The sequence below is a fragment of the Zavarzinella formosa DSM 19928 genome (assembly GCF_000255705.1).
GTDB classification, from domain to species: Bacteria; Planctomycetota; Planctomycetia; order Gemmatales; family Gemmataceae; genus Zavarzinella; species Zavarzinella formosa.
On record NZ_JH636440.1, the window covers coordinates 1,141,435 to 1,162,312 of the forward strand.

At 61.3% G+C, this 20,878-nt stretch carries 8 protein-coding genes; 4 read left to right on the forward strand and 4 right to left on the reverse strand.

The window, feature by feature from the left end; translation table 11 throughout:
- Positions 1–252: 252 nt before the first annotated feature.
- Positions 253–1,143 carry a beta-propeller domain-containing protein gene (locus tag BGIM_RS0116115; RefSeq protein ID WP_020470782.1) on the reverse strand — a complete coding sequence of 297 codons (891 nt, stop codon included), beginning with the start codon at positions 1,141–1,143 and terminating at the stop codon, positions 253–255.
- A gap of 200 nt (positions 1,144–1,343) precedes the next feature.
- On the opposite strand from BGIM_RS0116115, the gene BGIM_RS57610 reads away from it, so the two are divergent.
- The gene (locus BGIM_RS57610; protein ID WP_020470784.1) at positions 1,344–1,691 is read left to right on the forward strand and encodes a cupin domain-containing protein; all 348 of its coding nucleotides are present in this window, start codon (positions 1,344–1,346) and stop codon (positions 1,689–1,691) included.
- Between the two features lie 47 nt (positions 1,692–1,738).
- On the opposite strand, the gene BGIM_RS0116130 is transcribed toward BGIM_RS57610, so the two are convergent.
- Both BGIM_RS0116130 and BGIM_RS0116135 read right to left on the reverse strand, forming a co-directional pair.
- On the reverse strand, positions 1,739–2,506 hold the full coding sequence (locus BGIM_RS0116130; protein WP_020470785.1) for a HEAT repeat domain-containing protein: 768 nt from the start codon (positions 2,504–2,506) through the stop codon (positions 1,739–1,741).
- 46 nt (positions 2,507–2,552) lie between these two features.
- The gene (locus BGIM_RS0116135) at positions 2,553–3,458 is read right to left on the reverse strand and encodes a DUF1559 domain-containing protein (RefSeq protein WP_020470786.1); all 906 of its coding nucleotides are present in this window, start codon (positions 3,456–3,458) and stop codon (positions 2,553–2,555) included.
- A 259-nt stretch (positions 3,459–3,717) separates the two neighbouring features.
- Between BGIM_RS0116135 and BGIM_RS0116140 the strand changes: the two genes are divergently transcribed.
- On the forward strand, positions 3,718–4,266 hold the full coding sequence (locus tag BGIM_RS0116140; RefSeq protein WP_020470788.1) for a hypothetical protein: 549 nt from the start codon (positions 3,718–3,720) through the stop codon (positions 4,264–4,266).
- A gap of 6 nt (positions 4,267–4,272) precedes the next feature.
- Here BGIM_RS0116140 and BGIM_RS0116145 read toward each other — a convergent pair whose 3' ends face one another.
- Positions 4,273–6,252 (reverse strand): prolyl oligopeptidase family serine peptidase, encoded by a 1,980-nt coding sequence (locus BGIM_RS0116145; protein ID WP_193788986.1) that lies wholly within the window; start codon positions 6,250–6,252, stop codon positions 4,273–4,275.
- A gap of 146 nt (positions 6,253–6,398) precedes the next feature.
- On the opposite strand from BGIM_RS0116145, the gene BGIM_RS0116150 reads away from it, so the two are divergent.
- A complete protein-coding gene (locus BGIM_RS0116150; RefSeq protein WP_020470790.1) occupies positions 6,399–7,304 on the forward strand; it encodes a cysteine hydrolase family protein in 906 nt (301 codons plus the stop codon).
- Positions 7,305–7,895: 591 nt separating this feature from the next.
- The gene (locus tag BGIM_RS0116155; RefSeq protein ID WP_020470791.1) at positions 7,896–20,705 is read left to right on the forward strand and encodes a proprotein convertase P-domain-containing protein; all 12,810 of its coding nucleotides are present in this window, start codon (positions 7,896–7,898) and stop codon (positions 20,703–20,705) included.
- The last annotated feature ends 173 nt before the right edge of the window (positions 20,706–20,878 follow it).

Consider the following 20,878-nt stretch of genomic DNA (forward strand, 5'->3'; position numbering starts at 1 on the left):
CGCACCGGTCGGATTTCGGCCCCGGCCCCCGTCGCGGGCCGCAACCGCCGCGGGGCTTCGGTCCGGGCGGCGGGGATCACCAAGGATCGGTTGCGGGCGGCTTGCGTGATTTCGAGCGTCGGCTCGACCGGATCATCGGCGAATTGGAACAACTTCGCCGGGATGTTCAACATCAACGGCGTTAAACGAGAATCGCCATCCTCTCGCCTCGCGAGAGGATGACTCTCAAGGTCATGTCGGGAAACAGTCTCGTTAATCCAGAACGCGAACGGTGGTCAGCGATTTGATGAGGGCGTGGTCCTCCCATTTCCAGACCACCTTTTTCTCGCGGGTCACTTCAAAGACGTGAGCCCCTTTGCCTTCCTGGTTGCGAAGAAAATTGCCGACGATGATGTTCCCGTTCGCCAGCGGTTGAATGCTGGACACCCAAGTCAGGTTGAGTTCGGGCGCGTCTTTGGCGTTGAATTCCCAGACGATTTTCTTCTCCGGCGTGACTTCAATCACCCGCTTCTGGGTGCCGCAAGAAATCAGGGTGTTGCCGTTGGCCAACCGGCGGGCATCGCCGGCGTTTTCGACACCGGTGTACTCCCAGACGATTTTGCCCTTCTCGTCCACTTCCCGGACGGCCCCTTCTCCCTCATGGGCGGCGAGGATGTTGCCGTTGTCCAGTTTGTGGATGTTGCGGACTTGCAGATGATATTCTTTGATCGTGGTGGTCAGGGGGGTTACCCGGACCACTTCGCCCTTGGGACTCACTTCCACGGCCTGGCACGGACCCTGTTCCGCGACCAGCGTGTTGCCGTTGGCCAGCCGACGGCATCCGAGAACCTGCGGGCACTTGCTGACATAGTTCCAGACTTCCTCGCCTTTGCGGTTCACTTCCCGGACGCCGGTGGGGTTGCCGCCGTAGGCGTACAGCACATTGCCGGTCGGCAATACCTCGAAGATCACCGCGATGCTTGGCGGCTTGTGTTCCCAAACCATTTTGCCATTGGCATCCAACTCCAGCAGCCGGTTTGGCCCCTTGCCGTACTCGAAGAACATGATGCGGTGCTTGGGAACCGGGTCAGCCGCGACTGCCGGGCTGGTGGCCAGCGTGGCGGCCGAGAGGAGGAAGAGCATCGGGAGAAGACGCTGTTTCATGATCTGTTTCCATTGGGAGAGATTGGACCGGATCCGCAACCCGCCGGGGGTTCGTCCGAGCCTGACAGCTTAACGGGCCGGTCTCCGCGAAAAAACAAGAAACCGGCGAGGCCCGGAAACTTTCGGGTGTTTTCTTGCGTGGGGTTGGCGGCCACGTTACGCTGGCTTCGTTGTCGAACGTGATCTTTCACGAGCATCCCATGCAAACAACTTCTCCCTTTATTCGACGTGAAATCTCCGACGTGGAACCGTGGGCCGAGACCTGCGGCCAGATCCGGCCGCTTCTTGAGGAGAACGATCAGGCGGCCGCCGAAGTGCATCATCTGGAGATCACCGACGCCCGATTGCACTATCACGAACGAACTGACGAGGTCTATTACATCCTCGGCGGGAAAGGCCGGATGACGCTGGATGACTCGGAAATCGAGGTTCACGAAGGTGTCGTCGTTTACGTGCCTCGCGGCATGAAACACCGGGCGTGGGGAGATTTGAAAGTGCTTGTCGTGTGCATTCCCCCCGGCGTGCTGCACGATGTTCATGAAGTGTGAACAGGCGGGGAAGCAATCCCCCGCCATGAATCTCCAACAAAGACGGCTTACGGCTTTCCGCCCAGTTTCTGGATGGCCCCGCGCATCTCTCCCTTGGCGGCATCATCGGTTTCGGCCTTGAGGGCCTTCATCAGCACGGGCAGCGAGTTCGGGTCGCCGGTGTTGCCGAGGGAGCGGGCAATGTAGCCGCGACGATGGCCGTCCGTTTCCTTCGGCAAAATCTCCGCGATTTCCGGGGCGGCGGACTTGGCGGGGAGGCCGATCATCCCCAAGGCGTGGGCGGCTTTCATGCGCACCAACATTTCATCATGATGGAGGTATTTTCGCAGGGCAATGATCTGGCCGGGAACGTCCTTGTTCAGCATCGCCAGCGCTCCGAGGGCCACGGTGCGCGTGACCGGGTCTTCGTCGTTGGCCGCCGCCTTGCGAAGCGGTTCCTCGGCGTCATGGTTTTCCGGCAACGCCTTGCCGATGCGGCCCAAGGCGCGGGCCGCTGTTTCTCTTGCCTCTTTGAACTTGTCGTGACCCAACTGGGCGACCAAGGCCGGAATGGCTCCTTCGGCCTTCGCCCCGAGATTGCCAACGGCCGTCGCGGCGACGGAGCGGACATCACCATCCGTGTCTTTGAAGCACGCCTGCATTTCCGCGTTCAGGTGATCCGAAAGATCGGAGTGGATCAGTTGCTTGATCGCGGCCAGCCGGACCTCGACCTTGGGGCTTTTCAATTCCTCGCGGACCTTGGCCAACTGCTCGGGCTTGGGTTCGGCCCCGATGGTCAGGGCCAGCGAGGCCATGAGAACAACAGACACGTTCATCGCGATTCTTCCGGGAAAAGGAACGGGAGAGAAACCATCACAATTATCAGAGGTCGGAGCCGGGCACTTCGCCATTGGAAATCGTTCCGAGCGCCTGCCAGGTTGACTGGCTGACCCGGTTGGTGACGAAACGCACGCTGCCGTCGCACAAAACCACGTTGACACCACCGGTGTGGTTGCTGCGGGCCGACATAATCACGGCCCGGTTGTTGTAGGCGGTATAGGCGCCATAGCAGGGAACCTGTGGGGTCGAGATGCACGACCCGGCCCGAAAATCGTCCGGAGTGGACGTGTTGGGCGTGCGGTTGTGTTGGTAAATCGGCCCCTCGGGGTAGTGCATGACGCCCCGAAAATCATCTCCGTTTACCTTGCGGAGTTCCGAAGCCATCGCGGTGTTGGTCGTGCCGTCCGTGATGTCCGTGAGGCTGATCTGCGTGTTGATGGTGAAGACGCCGGGCGTGGTGATGGAGGCCGCCGCGTTGGTGAAGTTTGAGGTCATCGGGCCGATGCCACCGTTCGCCGCGTAATTTCCCTTGCCGTAATAACCCAAGGCCAGATTGCCGGGGATGTCCGACGGGCAACTGTAGCCCGGCAGCATGGCGGCTGAGATCGTGCTGTTCTGGTTGGGAAGGGAACCGAAATTCTGGGCGAGGTTGCCCGTCTTGTAAAGGTTGTCCTGCTCGACGTATGGCAACAAGAAATAAAGCCAGGTCGCCTCGGAAATGTCGGTCGTGCCGTTGTAGTTATAGGCCGGGGGAAGTTTGCCTTGGGTGTCGTGGAAGTTTTGCAACCCGAGACCGGCTTGTTTGAGGTTGTTGGAACACTTCATTCGATTCGCCGCTTCGCGAATCTTTTGCACGGCGGGCAACAAAAGCCCGATGAGGATGGCGATGATCGCAATCACCACCAATAATTCGATGAGCGTGAACGCGTGCCGGGACCGACGGTTCATGGGAACCTCATTGGTCAAAAGTTGGGTACGTGCTTTCGCCCGGTTGTTTAGAGGGAAGGCACGGCAGGTAAGGATGAGAGGAGTTTGGATCGTAACCCGGATGATCCGGCGAGTCAATCAGTAATTTGCATCAACAAACGCATATCGGGATTTGGCCAAAATCCGGCGGCCGGACGGGCCGAACCTTCGGGGAATTGTGACAATATCCATTGGCGCGGGGCCGCCCTCCGGCGGTCGGCGTGCCGAGGGAGCACCATGTATGACTGAGAAAAAGAGCAAGGTTCAGAAGGCGAAAGCCGCCGTCCCCGAGACGCCGCCCGCCGAGGCCAAGCCGGTTGTCCAACCCGTGAGCGAAGCCCCGAAGGCGGTTGCGAAACCGGCGAAAAAAGAGCCGAAGATCGCCGCGAAATCGGTGAAAGAAGAGCTGGCGCCGGTTGTCGCCGAGGCCAAGCCGGTGGTTGCGGAAACGAAGCCTGTTCCCGTCGTTGTGGAAGCCAAGCCGAAACCGGTCGTTGAAGTGAAACCGGCGCCCGCTGTCGCCGAGGTCAAGCCGACGCCGATCGCCGCCGAGGCGAAACCGACGCCGGTTGTTGCGGCGCCGAAACCAGCTGAAGTTGTTGTCGAGAAGTCATCCACGATGAAATCGGCCGCCGCTCGGATGTTCACGCAGTCCATCGCCCTGCCGAAGTCGTCTTCTTCCAAGGGGATGGCGCATCGGGTCGAGGATGCCGCCGCCAAGCCTTCGCAAAAGCCGATGGGTGGCGGCGGGGGCGGGGCGCCGCGGCGGGGAGCATCGAAGGGACGATAGGCTTCCTCACTTGGCCGGCAGCCACCGCTCGTCGAAGAAACCAGCCCGGATCACTTCTTCGTCGAGCGGTTGCGACGGATTCGCCGGGATCTTGTCGCCGACTTTCATCACGGCCCAATCGCCGAGCCTTGGGAACAACAGATAATTCAACAGGGCCAGTTCCTTTTCATGGAAGGTGTGCCCGCTGTTGATGACCACATATTTCCCGTCGGCCAACGGATTGGGTTGGATGAACGACGGCGCATGTTCGGCGGCGGCATATCGTTCGGCCCCGACCTTCAATTCCTCGGCCGTCCATTGCACCGGCAATTTGGGCATCACCCGCTTCATTAGGCTGTTGCTTCCCGGATCGCCGAAGAGGATCAGGTTGAACTGTCGGATGTCCGCATCGGTCACGGCCGTGTCATCCTTCACCCGCACGTCGCCGCGAAAGTAGCGATGCCATTCGTACTCGAACCGCTTCAGGTTCGCCTCGGACCACGCCTGCACTTTCGGGTTCCATGCCTTGCCGGTGCCGCGAACGCACAAGAACGGGGCGGTGAAGGCGTCGTCAATCGGCCCCTGAAGTCCCGGCCGTTTGCCGGGCAGGGGAGTGATGTCCAATTCGCCGAGACAAACCCATTTCCCGTCTTGGCGGCCGATCACCGCCTTCTTGATGTTGGCCGGTAACGCGATGTCGGCGCCGCCAACGCGCAACTTGGGCTTCGGCCCTTGCAACACCGGCGGCAACAGGGCGAAACGGGTGATGTTTTTTGGCTCTTTCATATCGACCGAGCCGTCTTCCGCAATCGAGGCCTCCAACTCGGCCCGGCGATAATGCTCTTCCAGCCCCAACACGCGAAGCCAATGACAATCGGCGTATTTCAACGTCCAGGTGACAAAGCGGATGTGCTTCGGAGCATGGTCCAGTCCCTTGTTTGCATACTCGCCGATTTGCCGCATCTGCTCGGCAAATGTCTTTGGGTCGATGACATGCCCGGTCCCCGGCGAAATCAGGTTGACCATTTTCAGGCCCTCCTTTTCCATCGCTTTGCCCATCAGCACGTGGGCTTGGAAGAACACATCCTTCTCCCCCATGCAGGCAATCGCCGGGACCACGCCCGCGTTGGCGGCGTAGTCGATGGAGTCGAGCATGTGCAGGGCTTGTTCCTGATGAGCCGGCAATGGGCCAACTTTGACGAAATTTGCGAGAGGAGTTCGTGAAAATTCAAAGGTGTCCACATAGCCGCAATACGGCCCGATCGCGACAAAGCGATCCGGGTGCTTCAGCCCGAGATGCCATGTGCCTGAGGCGCCCATCGACATGCCGCGAAGAACGATCCGGTCACGGTCGATCTTGTATTGTCGGCACACCGCTTCGATGGCCTCGAAGACATCCGTTTCGCCGGACCAGCGATAACAATTCTCCACCCGGCCGAGCGGGTGAAGTTCGATGTGGTTCGCCTCTGGCGCGTTCGGCGACGGGCCGTCCCCCTCGTCGAAACGATTCATAAAGCGCAGTTCACTCAAACCGACGGGCTTGCTGCTGCCGTGCAATACGACATCAAGCCGGATCGGTTTGGCAGGATCGTACCCGCGAGGCACGATCACCCCGTATGGCTGGACGGAACCATCCACGGCCGAGACATAACCCCGGACGAGTTTCCCTTTGCGTTCGCCCCAAGATTGTTTGCCCGCCGCCAGCATCTCCGTGCGCGCGAGGCCACGTTGCAAGGCTTTTTTGACGATGGCCACATCGGCCGGTTCCAGCTTCGGTTCGTATCGCAACGCCCACAAGACACCCTTGTGGAAAATCTCCGCGTCGGCCAAAAGGTCTTGTTGTTCCGGAGAGCGCGCCGGGCCGGACCGGAGCTTTTGAATCTGGTTCCCCAGCTCGGCGGTGTTGTGGGTGATTTGTTCGTTGTCCGTTGGCTCAGCCGCCGGGACGGACAACACCGGAACCATAAACCCCGCAAAGATTGTCAGGTTTCGCAGAAATCGATCCATTTTCGGGATGTCTCCGGGTTGAGTCTCGCAGGCAGTGTAACATTCCCGAAACATCAAGGCGAGAACGCTTCCTCCTTGCGTGGCGGATCATCCGGCAATATCGTTTCCATCTGCCCCCTTTGCCTGCGCCGACCGTGGAGATTCCGATGCTCCGTCTTGCAAACCAAGTGTCTGTTGTGTTCGCCGTTGTTTTCATTTTTCATCCGGCAACCCGCGTCATGGCCGAAGACTCCCCGTTGAAACTCACGCTTCGTTCACGGGCCGCGTTGCCCGGTCAATTGCCTGCGGCTGCCGAGGAGAAAAAAGCGGCATGGGATCCGAAGAAAACGGCGATCATCGTGTGCGACATGTGGGACGATCACTGGTGCAAGTCGGCCGCGAGCCGGGTCGGCGAACTGGCCGGGCCGATGAACGAGATGTTGGAAACCGCCCGTTCCCACGGCGTTTTGATCATTCACTCCCCAAGCACTTGCACGAATTTTTACAAGGACACGCCGCAACGAAAACGGGCGAAAGAAGCCCCGTTTGCCGCGACGCCGATTCCGTTGGCAAACAGCCCCCGCTGGGGCACGGCTTGGAACTGGCCTGATGTGAAGCGCGAGGGCGTGCTGCCAATCGACGACTCGGACATGGGTTGCGATTGCAAGGACAAATGCGAAATCCGCTCGCCGTGGACCCGGCAAACGGCGGCCATCAAGATCGCCGACGCGGACGCGATCACGGACGACGGCCAGGAAACATGGAATCTTCTGGCGGCCCGCAAAATTGACAACGTGATTCTGTGTGGCGTCCACCTGAATATGTGCGTGTTGGGTAGGCCGTTTGCCATCCGTCAGATGGTGAGGCTTGGCAAGAACGTGGCCCTCATTCGCGACATGACGGACACCATGTATAACCCGGAACGCCCGCCGGGCGGGACACACTTCGACGGCACCGACCGCGTTGTTGAGCATGTCGAACGGTACTGGTGTCCGAGCTTCGCCAGTACGGACATCACCGGCAAACCCGCCTTTCGATTTGCCAAAGATTCTCGCCGATCCGACAGTCGGTGAAGCGGACACTTGGTCGGACAAAGGAAGCGATTCCGCCAGCCAGATCGAAGAATCTGATTTTTCTGGTTATTGTCAGGAAACTGATTGGCCGCTTGCCTCGTCTCTCTCGATACGGGGCCACCAATTCCCACTTCAAAAGGCGTGATATCCCATGCGGGTAGCCGCGCGCCCGCATTCGCGCCCCCCATGAATCCGGCTCAAACCAATCACTCGTACCTTTGGAATCAGCCTTGGTTGATTTGGGAGGGAAAATTGGCCGGGTGAACTTGACGAGGTCGCGTAAGATGCCCTTTAATTGACATCGGCCGTCCCGGAAGGGGCGAATTATCCACCCCGTTTGACACCCTGTATCTCTCTACCGTATTGAGTGTTTCTGGGGGTTTTCATCTCTCGGACTCATTGCTCCACAGTGCCCCTGTCCGCACTCAATCGGTAAGGCGAATAACAAGGCCGTTAATTCTGACAGGCGCGCAGAAATTGGGTTGGCCGGTGCTTCAGCCATTATCTTTTGTACCCCGGCCGGGAGCCCCAAACTCCCGGTGAAGTGTCCCCCCGCCTGGGCCGCTCGCAACGTCACAGAGTGAGATCGACATGAATTTCGAGTCCATCACCCGTCGGCTGCGTCGTCAGTATTTTCAACAGGCCGGGAATTCACCCCGTCGATCATCCGTCCGCACCCAATCGCTCATTCTGGAAACGCTCGAAAACCGGGAAGTCCCCGCCACCCTCATCGGGCCGGTGATTGATTACACAACGACTACCTCCGTCGGCACCACCGGCATCGCCATCACCGGTTTCACCGCCACGGGGACAATCGCCCCGACGATCGTCGCCGACCCCACCAATCCAAATCAATTGTTCGGCGCCGTCCAATACATGGACAACAGCGGCAATTCCCGGATTGGCTTTATTTATTCGGGCAATGCCGGCCAAACTTGGACCAGCAACAGCGGTCCCATCCAAAACGGCAACGACGAGAACGCCGCCTCTCCCAGCGGCGGATTCATTCCGTTCTCCAACGTCAGCAATCCGGCGGTCGCCTACGACAACTTCCACAATGTGTACCTGACGTATGTGGAACACAACGTCGGCTCGACCGCCGGCCGGTTGGTGTTGCGGAAGTACAGTTTCGTCGGCACGCCGATCGAACAGAACATCAACAACCCCGACGGGACCATTCACGGCAGTTCCACCGTCCAGGCCCAAGGCACCTCGGGCAACGAAAAGACGTTGTACAAGTGGCTCGGGACGGACGCGGTCTTCAACCCGACCGTGGCCATCGACACCAACCTGGCGAGCTTCACCGATAACTCGGCGGACGCCATTGCCGACAAACCCAACGTGGCGGACCGCACCCAGACCGATCCTTTCGCGGCCACGCAGACCACTGCGGACAAAGTGAAGGTTTTCGTCGCCTGGAACACGTTTGATGTTGTGCCGAGCGGAAATGATGCGACGTTTGTTCGCAGCAAAATTCGGATGACGGTCTCCCAGGATGGCGGCAAAAATTTCGGCCCGCAGGTCTTGGTGAACAACCAGGATAACAGGACGAATCTGATCACCGGCGGCAATTACCAAGGCAACGGGGAGGAATACACCGCCCCCAAGATTGTGTTCACCCAAGGCCGGGCTGGCCTCGCGGATTCCGGCGGCAAGATGATCACCATGTTCAGCGGCACGGTGCTGAACAACCTTTACGCCGATTCTTATAATTTCAGCACGAACACCGCCAACGACGTCCCCGGCCAGGATGTCACCTTGGAGACTCCCGAATCGGTCGAGTATTGGACCAACAATTTCCAGCCGTTGAACGACGCCTTCAACGGCTCGCCGATTCACATCACCAACATCACGACGTATGACCTGACCGTGCCGACGGACCCGCTCATCACCCGTCTGGACAAGTTGTCGGTCACGCTGGCTCTGTATTCGAACTCCCTGGACGAACTCAAAATTGACTTGGTGGCCCCCCCGGATCCGGCTCTCGGCGCGGCGGCCGTCCCCGTGACGACGGGCGGGCCCGGCACATACGCCATCAACCCCCTTCGCAAATCCATCACCTTGGTGCGAAACAAACTCGACGCCGGGGGAAACAACACCGGCAACGGGATCAGCGGAACCGATTTGGGACGCCTCAAGACCGACGGCAACGGCAACGCCTTTAATTTCGGCACCACGTTTGAGGACAACGCCGCCCGACGGATCAACGACCCCACCGCCGTGAACGGCTTCGCCGGCTCGTTCAAGCCGGAAGGGGGCTCGCTTGACACGGTTTTCGGCGGCATGACGGCGGCCCAATTGGCGGGCGGCGGGGGAGTCTGGACGATCGTTGTGACTGACTTCCGATACAGCGGCAGCCCGGCGCCAAACTTCCGGCAGATTGCCCGGGCCGGCATCAAAATCTCCCAAGATTTCAAGGATGACCTCACGGACAGTTCGGTCAGCCCGGGCGCTGAAACGGCCACCGGGGCGGGCGTTGCGGCGAACAACTTCTCCGGGACGGGCAACCCGACCGCCAGCGTCGCCAATCCGGCCGGTCTCGGCGCCAGCGTCTCCGTGGCAACGGACAACACGCTCGGGCTTTACAGCCCCTATCAGAACCGGATTTACGCGGCTTATTTCAACGGCGGCGGCACCCAGGTGATTTACAGCGATGACGACGGCCTGCTCTGGAGTTCGACGGCCTCCGACGTGAGCGGCCCGGTGCTGCCCTCCACCATTTTGGGACCCGTCACCGCGGACACGAACACCGGTTTGTTCAATCCCAAGATCACCGTCGATCCAACCACCGGGACGGTGCTGGTGAGTTCGTACTCGAACGCGCAGGATCCGACCGGCAAACGATCGCTGACGATGCTGTCCACGTCCATAAACGGCGCCGCCTTCGAGCCTGATCCGACCCGGACTCCCTTGGGAACCATCGAGTTTTCCAAGGCGTCTCCCGTCAATCCTTTCGACACGACTTACGATCAGATCAACACCAAGTCCGACACCGTGCAATACGTCCCCTCCAACGGTCCGGCAATGGCATCGATCACGGGCAACGAAGTCTTCGGCAACAACATGGGGCTGGTGTCCTACGGCGGCGTGGTCAAGCTTCTTTACACCGGAAACGTCGATCAGAAAATCGCCCAAGTCCGCACCCAACAATTGAAGATCGCCTCCGGTCCCCGGATTGTCGGGTCGGATTCCGGCGTGGTTCTCGGCGCGGCGCAGATTGATGATTTGCATGACAACACCATCGACGTGGATTTGGGTGTGGTCGCCAAATCCTCGACGTTCGACTTCAACGCCATTCGACAACTCTTCGATCCGAATGGAAAGCTATTCTCCATCACGCAGGCCGTGACCGTCAATCCGATCAACGCGATCGGCGGTTCCGTGACCCCCGGCGTCGACTCCCGGTTTTTCCGCATCGGCTTGCCGACCTCGGCCATTGCGGGAACTTACAAGCTGAACCTTCGCAACGGCTTCCTCACCACGCCGGGCGGGGTCGCCCTGAACAACTTCCCGACCATCAACAGTTTGGTGACGACGCGGACGATTTCTTACAACGTCCCGACCGCGAACGGCCAGGTCTTTGACGCCTTCTACGTGGAATTCGACCGGGTCATTGATCCCAGCACGTTCACCCCGGCCGACATCGATCTTCGATACCGGGCTTCAAACGAAGATTCGACCGTCGGCGGCCGTCGAATCACGGGCCTGACGATCCAGCCACTGGACACCTACATCGACCCGGTGCTTGGGACGCATTACGGTTCCAAGCGATTCCTCGTCCGTCTCACCAATCCGGAACCGGCGGCCAACGCGGGACAGGCCGGCACCTACAGCTACACGATCGGGCGGCTCAACACCGATCCGCTCAAACCATACGAATCCGGCAAATACGGCGCCACGGATTCGAGCAGCATTTCGGATCGCATCCGGTCGTTCCAGATTCCCAGCAGTCTGGGGGCGACGACCACCCGAAACGCCACGACCATCCTTGGCGTGCCCCAGGCTCCGGTGACGCTCACCGACCAGTTGGGCTCCGTGCAAACGACGGTCACCTCCACAATCCAAATGCCGAACCCGGTTCCGCCGGCGGGCTTCACTTCGGCCGTGGTGGGTGTGGTGACTCTTCAAATCAACGTCACGCACACGCGCCTGTCCGACTTGGAATTCAAGTTGCGCGCTCCCAACGGTCAGATCATCCAGCTCTTCAATGCGGGTGATCTGTCCGGCGGCAACATGATCAACACTGTTTTCGATGATGCCGCGCCAACCGCCATCACGGATGTGCTTTCGGTCGCCCCCTACACCGGGACTTTCCAGGCCGTCGGTTCGCTGGCCACTTTCAAGTCCAGCGTTCAGGGGGGCAATTGGACCCTGATTATGACAGACCGGGCGGCCGGCGTGCAGGGCCAACTGGACAGTTGGTCTCTGAGTGTCACTCAGTTGAATGTTGGCACCCCCGTGCTGACCGGCGGGAACCTGATGGACCAGAACGGCAATTCGTTGCAAAACGAAGACGTTCAGGATGTGTATGCCGTCCCGACGCCGCAACCGAACTCAAACGGTCTGATCAGGCCGTTCGTGGCTCCGTTCGCCGATCAGGCCATGCCCATCGTCGTTCCGGGGCCGCGGGTCGTCAACACGGAGATCATGGTCCAAAACCCCGACTACTTCGATGTGGATTTGGGGCAGGTCGTCGATACCTCGTCGTTCACCTGGCAGGACATTACCAGCATCACCGGCCCGTCGGGCGCCCTCACGATTTCCCCGGCTCTCACCATCGAGCCCGTCACGGGCTTCGGGGGCAATCCGCTTCTCCCGGCCACCACGAATTCCCGGTACTTCCGCATCCACTACACGAGCCAGTTGGGCGCGGGCCAGTATCAGGTCAAACTTGGAAATCCCGCCGGAACCTCGATCACCACTCCGACGGCCACCCCCATTCCGTTCCCCAACCTGCTGGTCGGACAGACCACGCAGACCCCCTCGGCCGACTTCATCGACGTGGACATCGGGCAGGTCGTCGATGCCTCGACTTTCACCAGCGCCGATCTGGTCCAGATCACCGGTCCGGCGGGCGACATCCCGGTCGCCGATCCCAACAACCCGATCAGCGTTTTGCCGATCACGGACATTGGCGGCACCCGGTCGTCCGTCAATTCCCGGTATTTCCGCATTTACTTCACGAACCTGGAACCCTCCGGCAAGTACGACATCGTCCTGAAGGATGGCGATGTCGCCACAAACACCGGGATCTTCATGCCCCGGGCGCCGGTTGACCCGACGAAAGTCGAGCCGCCGTATCTTCCGCTCACGCCCGCCGTGTTCCCCGCGTCGGTGACCGGGCACACCACGTCGCCGGAAAACGTTGTTTACAATTCGGCGGCCACCTACATCGACGTGAAGTTCGACCGGGTCATGAACTCCTCGACCTTCACTCGCGGCAATCCGCTTGACTTGGTCAACGATCCGGATGATATCCTGCGCATCATCGGGCCGAACGGAGACATCCCGCTGACCGGGGTGACGATCAATCCGATCGACACGTTTGGCGGAACGATCATCACCGGGAATTCGCAGTATTTCCGGATCGCATTCCCCGGACAGCCGTTGCCGGGCGATTACCAGATCCAGATTGGCAGCAACATCTCGGACGTGTCCGGCAACCAGATGGACAAGGACACCAACGCCGGGGTCAGCGTGCTGGACGGTTCGCCGGCGGTGTTCCCGCTGCCTCCGGGCGCGACCGTGATTCCGCAGTCCTACTCCGCCTCGCCCACGCCATCGGTTCCGACCATCATTCCCGCGCTGAGCACGGTCAGCATCCCGTTGACCATCAACGGGCTGACTGACGGGTATCAAATCCAAAAGATCACGGCCAATCTGTCCGCGAATGTGGCCGCCGGCCGGACCATGCGGGATCTCGAAGCCCGTTTGGTCTCCCCGGACGGGACCATCAAGGTTCTCCTGTTCCAAAACGCCCCGCGCACCGGCAGCACGTCCTCGATCACCGACGTGACCTTCGACGACTCCGCGACGGCGCCGGTGCAGAACGGTTTCGCGGGGGCGGGCGGGTCGAACAACCCCACCCAACCCCTGGCCCAGCTCAACGGCATTCTGGCGAGCGGCACTTGGAATCTGGAGATCAAAAACACCGGACCCAGCGTCGCCAACGTCTCCAAGTTTGCCCTCACGATCAACAAGTATGTCATCGGCGATGGCTTGGGCGACCCCATCGCGGACCAAACGTCCCTCGGCTACCGGGTCACGTTCTCGAACGAACTGACGACCACCGGGAACAAATCCTGGAATCCCGTCGGCCCCGATGGCAACACCTCCGGGGGCGACACCTTTAACCCGATCTCCGGGGCCAGCATCAACGGCGGGCATACGCCGATCGACCCGGTGACCGGACTGCCGATCACCCCGACGACCAACGTCTCCCAGGAACCTTCCGACCCGTCGCGGACGACCGCCGGCCGGGTGAGCAATATCGCCGTCGATCCCTCCGATCCGTCGGGCAACACCGTCTATGCCTCCGGGGCCTCGGGCGGCGTGTGGCGGACGACGAACTTCCTGACCCGCGATCCGGCGGGACCGAATTGGGTTCCGCTGACGGACTTCGGGCCGAACCAGGTCATTCGCGACGCCAACGGGAACATCACTCGCTACGGGTCGGCCATCAACGTCGGCTCGCTGACGGTGGTCAACGAAACCGGCGACCCGCTCCAGACCAAGATCATCGTCGGCACCGGTTCGTCGGCGTTGAACCTCATCGATCAGGCGGATCAGGTCAATCCGAGCACCTCCCGGTACGATGGCGTCGGCTTCCTCATCTCCAACGATGCCGGCAAGACGTGGAACATCCTCGACAGCGTGAAGAATTTTGACGTTCCGACGAACGCGCCCGCCAACACCCCGGCCCAGTATCTGGATGTCACGGACCCCAAGCGGAATCACCTGTTTGTCGGCGCCGTCATCAACAAGGTCGTTGTCGAGAAGAAACTCACCCCCAACTCCAACCCCTTGATCATGTACGCGGCGGTGGGACGTGGCTCGACCCCGGCGACGGACAATGTGGCCGGCCTCTGGCGAACCTTTGACGGCGGCAACACCTGGACGCAGATTTACCGCGATCCCGCCGGCAATGACGTGACGGATTTCGCCATTGGCGAGGGGAGCGCCCAGCCCAACACCCTGAACCGGCCGACCATCGGGTATGTCGGGGTTCAAGGTGTCGGGATTTTGATCACCACTAATCTGAACGTCGCCAATGGTGTGAGTTTCACCCTGTTGAACGGCGGTCTCGGACGGCCGACCGTCAATCAGAACGGCGTCTCGGGTTCGGTCCCCGTGGGCAACTCCGGCACGCCCAACGGCGCCAAGGGGCGAATCGTCCTGGCCACCCCGCTGTACCAGCCCAACAATCCGCTGGCCAATAATTATTACAAGGGCTGGCTCGTGGCGGCGGTCGCCACGCCGGACGGCCGACTGGACGGGATTTATGTCACCAAGGATGCCGGTGTTTCAACCGGCGCCACCGGTTTGAACAACTGGACGAAGCTGAAGCTCACCGACACCGGCGGGTATTCGCAGGGCGGCAATGACATCGAGATCGAGTTTCCGGGCCTCTTCACCACCAATAACTATTTCTCCGGGGCGAGCGTCAACGGCGTGGCTCAAAACGCGGCCAATCACTCGCTCACGCTCGCGTTGGATCCGACCGACCCGAACATCCTGTACGTCGGCTCCGACCGGATCATTCGCATCGACATGACGCAGGTGAATGATCCGTACAAGCTCCAGCTGTATTCACACACGGACACCACCGGAAATGAATATTCCAGCACGAGTGACGCCAACACCTCGGGAACCGGCGGCGGTGGTTTGGTGCGCAACGACACCACGCGGGGAACGCCGGTTCTGGACAGCAACACGCCCGTTGGCGGCGGCTATGACACCGCCCTATCGGCGACCCGGCGAAAATCGTGGAACTTCCTGAACCTGAAGTACAACCCGTACGAACCGTTCCTGCAAGACACCACGATTTTCAGCAGCGCCTTGGGCAGCTTCACCAATGACGGGGGAGACATCACCTGGACGGAAGTTCAGATCGACCGTCGGCCGACGGAGACCGACGCCGCCACAAATGCGATCGTGGAGGGCGGCAACGACTACGACTGGGTTTCCAACATCGTGACCTATGTTGACCCGCTCACCGGCAAGGCCCGCGTGATCTACGGGCATGACGAGGGGATCGGCACGTTTGTCTCCAACGACGACGGCACGCTCAACCGGCAGGACGGGATCAACCAGGCAAACCAGTTGCTCGGGAACCGCACCAACCTGTCCAACGACCTGACCAACACAGACCGCGTCAATCTGCCGATCAACGGCTCTCGCAACGCCGTCGGCACGTACAACACCGACCTGCCGATGACCGATTACACGGACCTTCAGGTCAACGGCAATCGCAACGGAAACATTCAGGTGGCCCGCCTGTACTCCGGGGACGTCCAGCCCAGCTATCTGGCCGCCGGCATTTCCAATTCGCTGATCCTCGGGGCGGCCCGGCGGTTGGGCGATGTTTATGCCTCCCAAAACGATCTCAATTCCACGGGCACCAAGACGTGGGATGATGTCAACCGGGACGGCCGGGCGAATTACGTCGCCACCGACCCCACCGGGTCGGGGACGGTTTACATTCTTCGCCGGATCAACGACATTCAGGTCGCGGGGGATCCGACGACTGACTTCTTCCAGATCCAGCAGCAGGGCGGCGTGCCGATCAGCCGCACGAACGGTCTGTTCCAGAACTCCGGGTCGGATCCCCAGGGATTCGGCCAGTGGACCAACGCGGTCAAGAAATTCACCGTCAACACCATCGACGGCAACGGCATCAGCATGAGCTCCAACGTGGGCCGTCTGTTCAGCACGGTGGACCAGGGCCTGAACTGGTTCGTCAGTGCCGAGCCGAGCGACCTGGACTTCACCTATGCGGGCGCGGTGGCCTATGGCGCCCCGGTCATCCCGCAGGCGGGCGACCCGCCGCCGACCCTGAATGACTATCTGTATGCCGGAACCAACGGGGGACACATCTTCGTCAAGACCGGGAACGTGCTGGCTCCGACGTGGAAGAGCATTTCCACCGGCCTGGACGGCTCGCCGGTCCTGAAGATCATCGCGAACCCCGTCCGGGGCAGCAACTCGGCCTATGCCGTGACGGACAAGGGGGTCTATTTCATGCAAGACTGGACCTCGACCGATCCGCAAGTCAACAAATGGCAGAACATCACCGGCAATCTGTTCTCGATCACCGGACAAGCCTATCAACTGGGGGCGGCCTACCAGACGACCCTGTTGCAGAAGCTCACGACGATCGCGGTCGACTGGCGGCCGCTCACGTTTGCCACGCCGGGCACGCCGGTCCTGTACGCCGGGGGCGACGGCGGGGTCTTCCGCAGCTTGGACAATGGTCTCTCGTGGATTCGCTTCACCGACAACACCACGAACGCCGTCGATCAGGGCGGCGGGCTTCCGAACGTCAAGATCACCGACTTGGATCTGGCCGTCGGCAATGTCGTCTCGGCGACCGGCCGCAACGACACGACGATCACCGATCAAACCGGCCAGCAAGTTCTACCAAACCTCCTCGTCGCCACGACCCTCGGTCGCGGAACTTGGGAGATCGGCCTGGTCACGCCGAACGACACGCCAACGCTCGACCCGATCGCGGACCAGACAATCAACGAAGACCAGTTGCCGGCGCCCCAGGTGATCAATCTCACCGGAATCACGGCCGGTTCTGGCGAACTGACGCAAAACCTGACGGTGACGGCCATCTCGTCCGATCCGTCGATCATCCCGGACCCGACGATCACGTACACGTCGGCGAATTCGTTCGGCACGCTGTCTTACCAGCCGTTGCCGAACCAGTTCACCACGCCCGGCAACCCGGTCACCATCACCGTCATCGTGAAAGACGACGGCGGCACGCTCGGCGGCGGCCATGACACCTACACCGTGACATTCAAGGTCACGGTGCGGCCCGTCAACGACGCGCCGACGCTCGACCCGATCACCCCGTCGGCCATCACGGTCAACGAGGACTCCGGGGCGACGAGCGTCCCACTGACCGGCATCGCCGACGGCGACGGCGGCGGACAAGTGCTGACCATCACCGCGGTCTCCAGCAATCCGCTCGTGATCCCGACGCCGGTGATCACGTACACCAGCGCCAACCCGACGGGCACCCTGACGTTCACGCCATTGCCCAATCAGTTCAGCGTCAGCCCGATCACGATCACCGTCCGGGTGTTCGACAACGGGGGAACGTCCTTTGGCGGGCATAACAACACCTTCCAGACGTTCACGGTGGTCGTGAACCCGGTGAACGACCCGCCGACGTTCACCAAGGGGCCTGATATTTACACGCCCAAGAACGCCGGTCCCCAGACCTTCCCCGGATGGGCGACGAACTTGAGCGCCGGTCCGGCGAACGAGTCGAACCAGTTCCCGTCGCTGGCGTTCAGCACGTCGAACAGCAATCCCGCGTTGTTCTCGCAACAACCGGCGATTGATGCGAACGGCCAGTTGACGTACACGCCGGCCACGAACGCGACCGGCACGGTCCAGGTCACGGTCACCCTGAGCGACAACGGCGGCATCGCCAACGGCGGCGTGGACAATTCCTCGCAGACGTTCTTCATCCTCATCGGGGTGAACCGGGCGCCGGTGCTCACCGATCCGCATAATCTGGAACTGCTCCCGGTCGGGGTGGACACCACCACCTCGGCGGGGACGCTGGTCTCCGATCTCATTGCGAATTCCATCACCGACCAGGATCTCACGGATCCCCGTGGAATCGCCGTCACCGGCGTGACCGGCTCGCAGACCGGCTCGTGGCAGTATTCGATCAACAACGGCGGCACCTGGCTCGACTTGTCAACGGTGACGTCGGCGACCGCCCGCCTGCTCCGGCCCGAGGATCGTGTCCGGTACATCCCGAACACGGGTTTCCGGGGCCAGACAACCCTCACGTTCCAGGCGTGGGATCAATCGGATGTGCCGACGCACGTCGCCGGCGGCACGGCCGACCTGACGCTGGTGAACGCCACCGGCGGATCGACGGCCTTCAGCGTGGATTCCGCCACCGCCACGGCCCGCGTGGTCACCATCCTGAACACCATCCAGGAGGATCAGACCACCAACACCGGGTCCAACCTGAAGCCGATCACCGCCAATCTCGTCACGGACGGTGACGGTCCTTCCGCGAAGAAGGGGCTGGCCATCGTCGGGACCGGCGGCGAGATCGACGGCACATGGCAGTATTCGATCAACAACGGAACGACATGGCTGAACTTCGGGACCGTCGGCCTTACCTCGGCCCGGTTGCTGCGGGACGTTGACAAGGTTCGCTTTGTCCCCGCCCCCAATCAATACGGGGAAGTTTACCTGAAGTTCTATGCGTGGGATCAGAGCGTCGGCACCTTCGGACAGACGGCGAACCTGACGGTTCCGGGCGTCTTGGGCGGCAACGGTGCCTTTAGCCTCAACAGCGACTTCCTCGCCGTCCGGGTGTTGCCGGTCAACGACCGGCCGATCCTCGACACGGCGGCGCCCAGCAACCTGACGACGATCGACATGAACAATGTCGATCCGCCCGGCCCGGTTGGCGACACGGTGGCCTCCGTCATCGGCGCCACCGTCACCGACTATGATGTCGGCACGGTTCCGGGGATCGCCGTCACGGCGGTCAGCACGGTCGGCGGCCAGTGGCAGTACAAGGCTCCGCTCGATCCGAACTGGACGCCCATTTTCGGGGTCACCGCCACCAAGGTTCTGCTGCTGGACCCGGATTATTTGATCCGGTTCTCGCCCAGCGGGATCTTCACCGGGACGGCGACCATCTCCTACAAGGCGTGGGATCGCTCCCCCGGCGGCGGCACCGCCGGCCAGTTCTTCGTCGGTGCTTCGACGGCCCTGAGCACCGGCATCAAAGTCGGCAAGTTGCAAGTGGTGGCCCCGCCGTTGCCGGCTCCCGCGCCGAACGCGGCCCCGATCCTCGACACCGCCCCCGTGGTCACGCTTCCCACGATCCCGGAGGACAGCAAGCCGGTGTCGCCGCTGGCCCCGCTGGTGTCCGCGATTCTTGGCGGAGCGGTGACCGACGACGTGGGCGCCCTCCAGGGGATCGCCGTCACCGGGTTGACGGGAACGGCCACCGGCGTGTGGCAATACCTGCCGACCGGAACGACCGTTTGGAAGCCGATGGGCAACGTGGCCCTGGAGACCGCCCTGCTCCTGAAGGACACGGACCGGATTCGTTACCTGCCGAACTTGAATTACAACGGAACCGCCACCATCAGCTACCGGGCGTGGGACCGCACGCAGGGAACAGCGGGCCAACTGGCCAATCTCTCCCTGCCGGGCACGACGGGCGGAACCTCGTCCGTTAGTTCGGCGACGGAAACCGCCACCGTCACCGTCTCGCCGGTCAACGACGTGCCGGTGCTGAGCATCACCCCAACTCCGGCGCTGAGTTCGCTGCTCGCCGGCACGGACCAATCTTTGATCGCCGGCAACACCGTGGCCAGCCTGCTGGGCACGGCTGTCACCGACGTGGATGCCGGGGCGTTGCAGGGCATCGCCCTCACCAAGGCCCTCACCACCCACGGACAATGGCAGTACCAGTTGAACGGTTCGGGCATCTGGGTGAACGTGCCGACGGTAAGCACCGTCAACGCACTGTTCCTCCAGCCGCTTGACCTCCTCCGGTTTGTGCCCAACCCGACGTTTGTGGGGGTCGAGCCGATCACTTACAGGGCTTGGGACCAGACGCCCGGCACGAATTTGTTGGTGCCCGCCTCGGGAACGGTGGCCTCCACCACCGTCAACAAGGGGGCTCTGAGTTTGGCGACGGAAACCGCGACGATCACCATCGTGAATCCGGCGGTCAACACCCGGCCGGTGCTGGACATCACGCCGAACGTGCAACTGCCCAACGTGGCCGTCGGCGACAGCAACCCTGTCGGCATCACCCCGGACACGCTGCTGGGAACAGCCGTGACCGATCCGGATATCGGAGTGGTCGCGGGTCAGGGACACGGAATCGCCGTGACGTTTGTGGACAACACAAACGGGACGTGGCAGTATTTCGACGGGACCTCCTGGCAGTCGCTTGGCGGAGTCACCGCGGCCAACGCCATTCTGTTGTCCTCGACCGATCTTGTGCGGTTCTTGCCCAACGCGAATTTCCGCGGGACAACGACGTTCAAGTACAAGGCGTGGGATCAGTCGGTGGGGTCGCACTTCACGACCTTCAACACCGCCCAGACGACCGCCTTCAGCGCGGCCATCGAAACGGCTTCCCTCACGGTGAACACCGCCCCCGTGGTGTCGTAGGGATCAGTTGGCGACCCCCTCTTCGTGATGGCGAGGGGGTTCGCGGGATGAGTCCGTCTTTTGGGGACAGACATCGCAAAGCCGGATTTGACCCGTTGATTCGCCCTTTTCATTGCGGAACAGGAAAAAACCGAGGGCAAAGTCATCCGTTTGCGGTGACTTTGCCGAATCCT

What these genes read in the sequence shown, in the direction of transcription:
- BGIM_RS57610 (WP_020470784.1), top strand. Translation starts at nt 1,344, where the DNA reads ATGCAAACAACTTCTCCCTTTATTCGACGTGAAATCTCCGACGTGGAA.
- BGIM_RS0116155 (WP_020470791.1), top strand. Translation starts at nt 7,896, where the DNA reads ATGAATTTCGAGTCCATCACCCGTCGGCTGCGTCGTCAGTATTTTCAA.
- BGIM_RS0116145 (WP_193788986.1), bottom strand. Translation starts at nt 6,252, where the DNA reads ATGGATCGATTTCTGCGAAACCTGACAATCTTTGCGGGGTTTATGGTT.
- BGIM_RS0116150 (WP_020470790.1), top strand. Translation starts at nt 6,399, where the DNA reads ATGCTCCGTCTTGCAAACCAAGTGTCTGTTGTGTTCGCCGTTGTTTTC.
- BGIM_RS0116140 (WP_020470788.1), top strand. Translation starts at nt 3,718, where the DNA reads ATGACTGAGAAAAAGAGCAAGGTTCAGAAGGCGAAAGCCGCCGTCCCC.
- BGIM_RS0116135 (WP_020470786.1), bottom strand. Translation starts at nt 3,458, where the DNA reads ATGAACCGTCGGTCCCGGCACGCGTTCACGCTCATCGAATTATTGGTG.
- BGIM_RS0116130 (WP_020470785.1), bottom strand. Translation starts at nt 2,506, where the DNA reads ATGAACGTGTCTGTTGTTCTCATGGCCTCGCTGGCCCTGACCATCGGG.
- BGIM_RS0116115 (WP_020470782.1), bottom strand. Translation starts at nt 1,143, where the DNA reads ATGAAACAGCGTCTTCTCCCGATGCTCTTCCTCCTCTCGGCCGCCACG.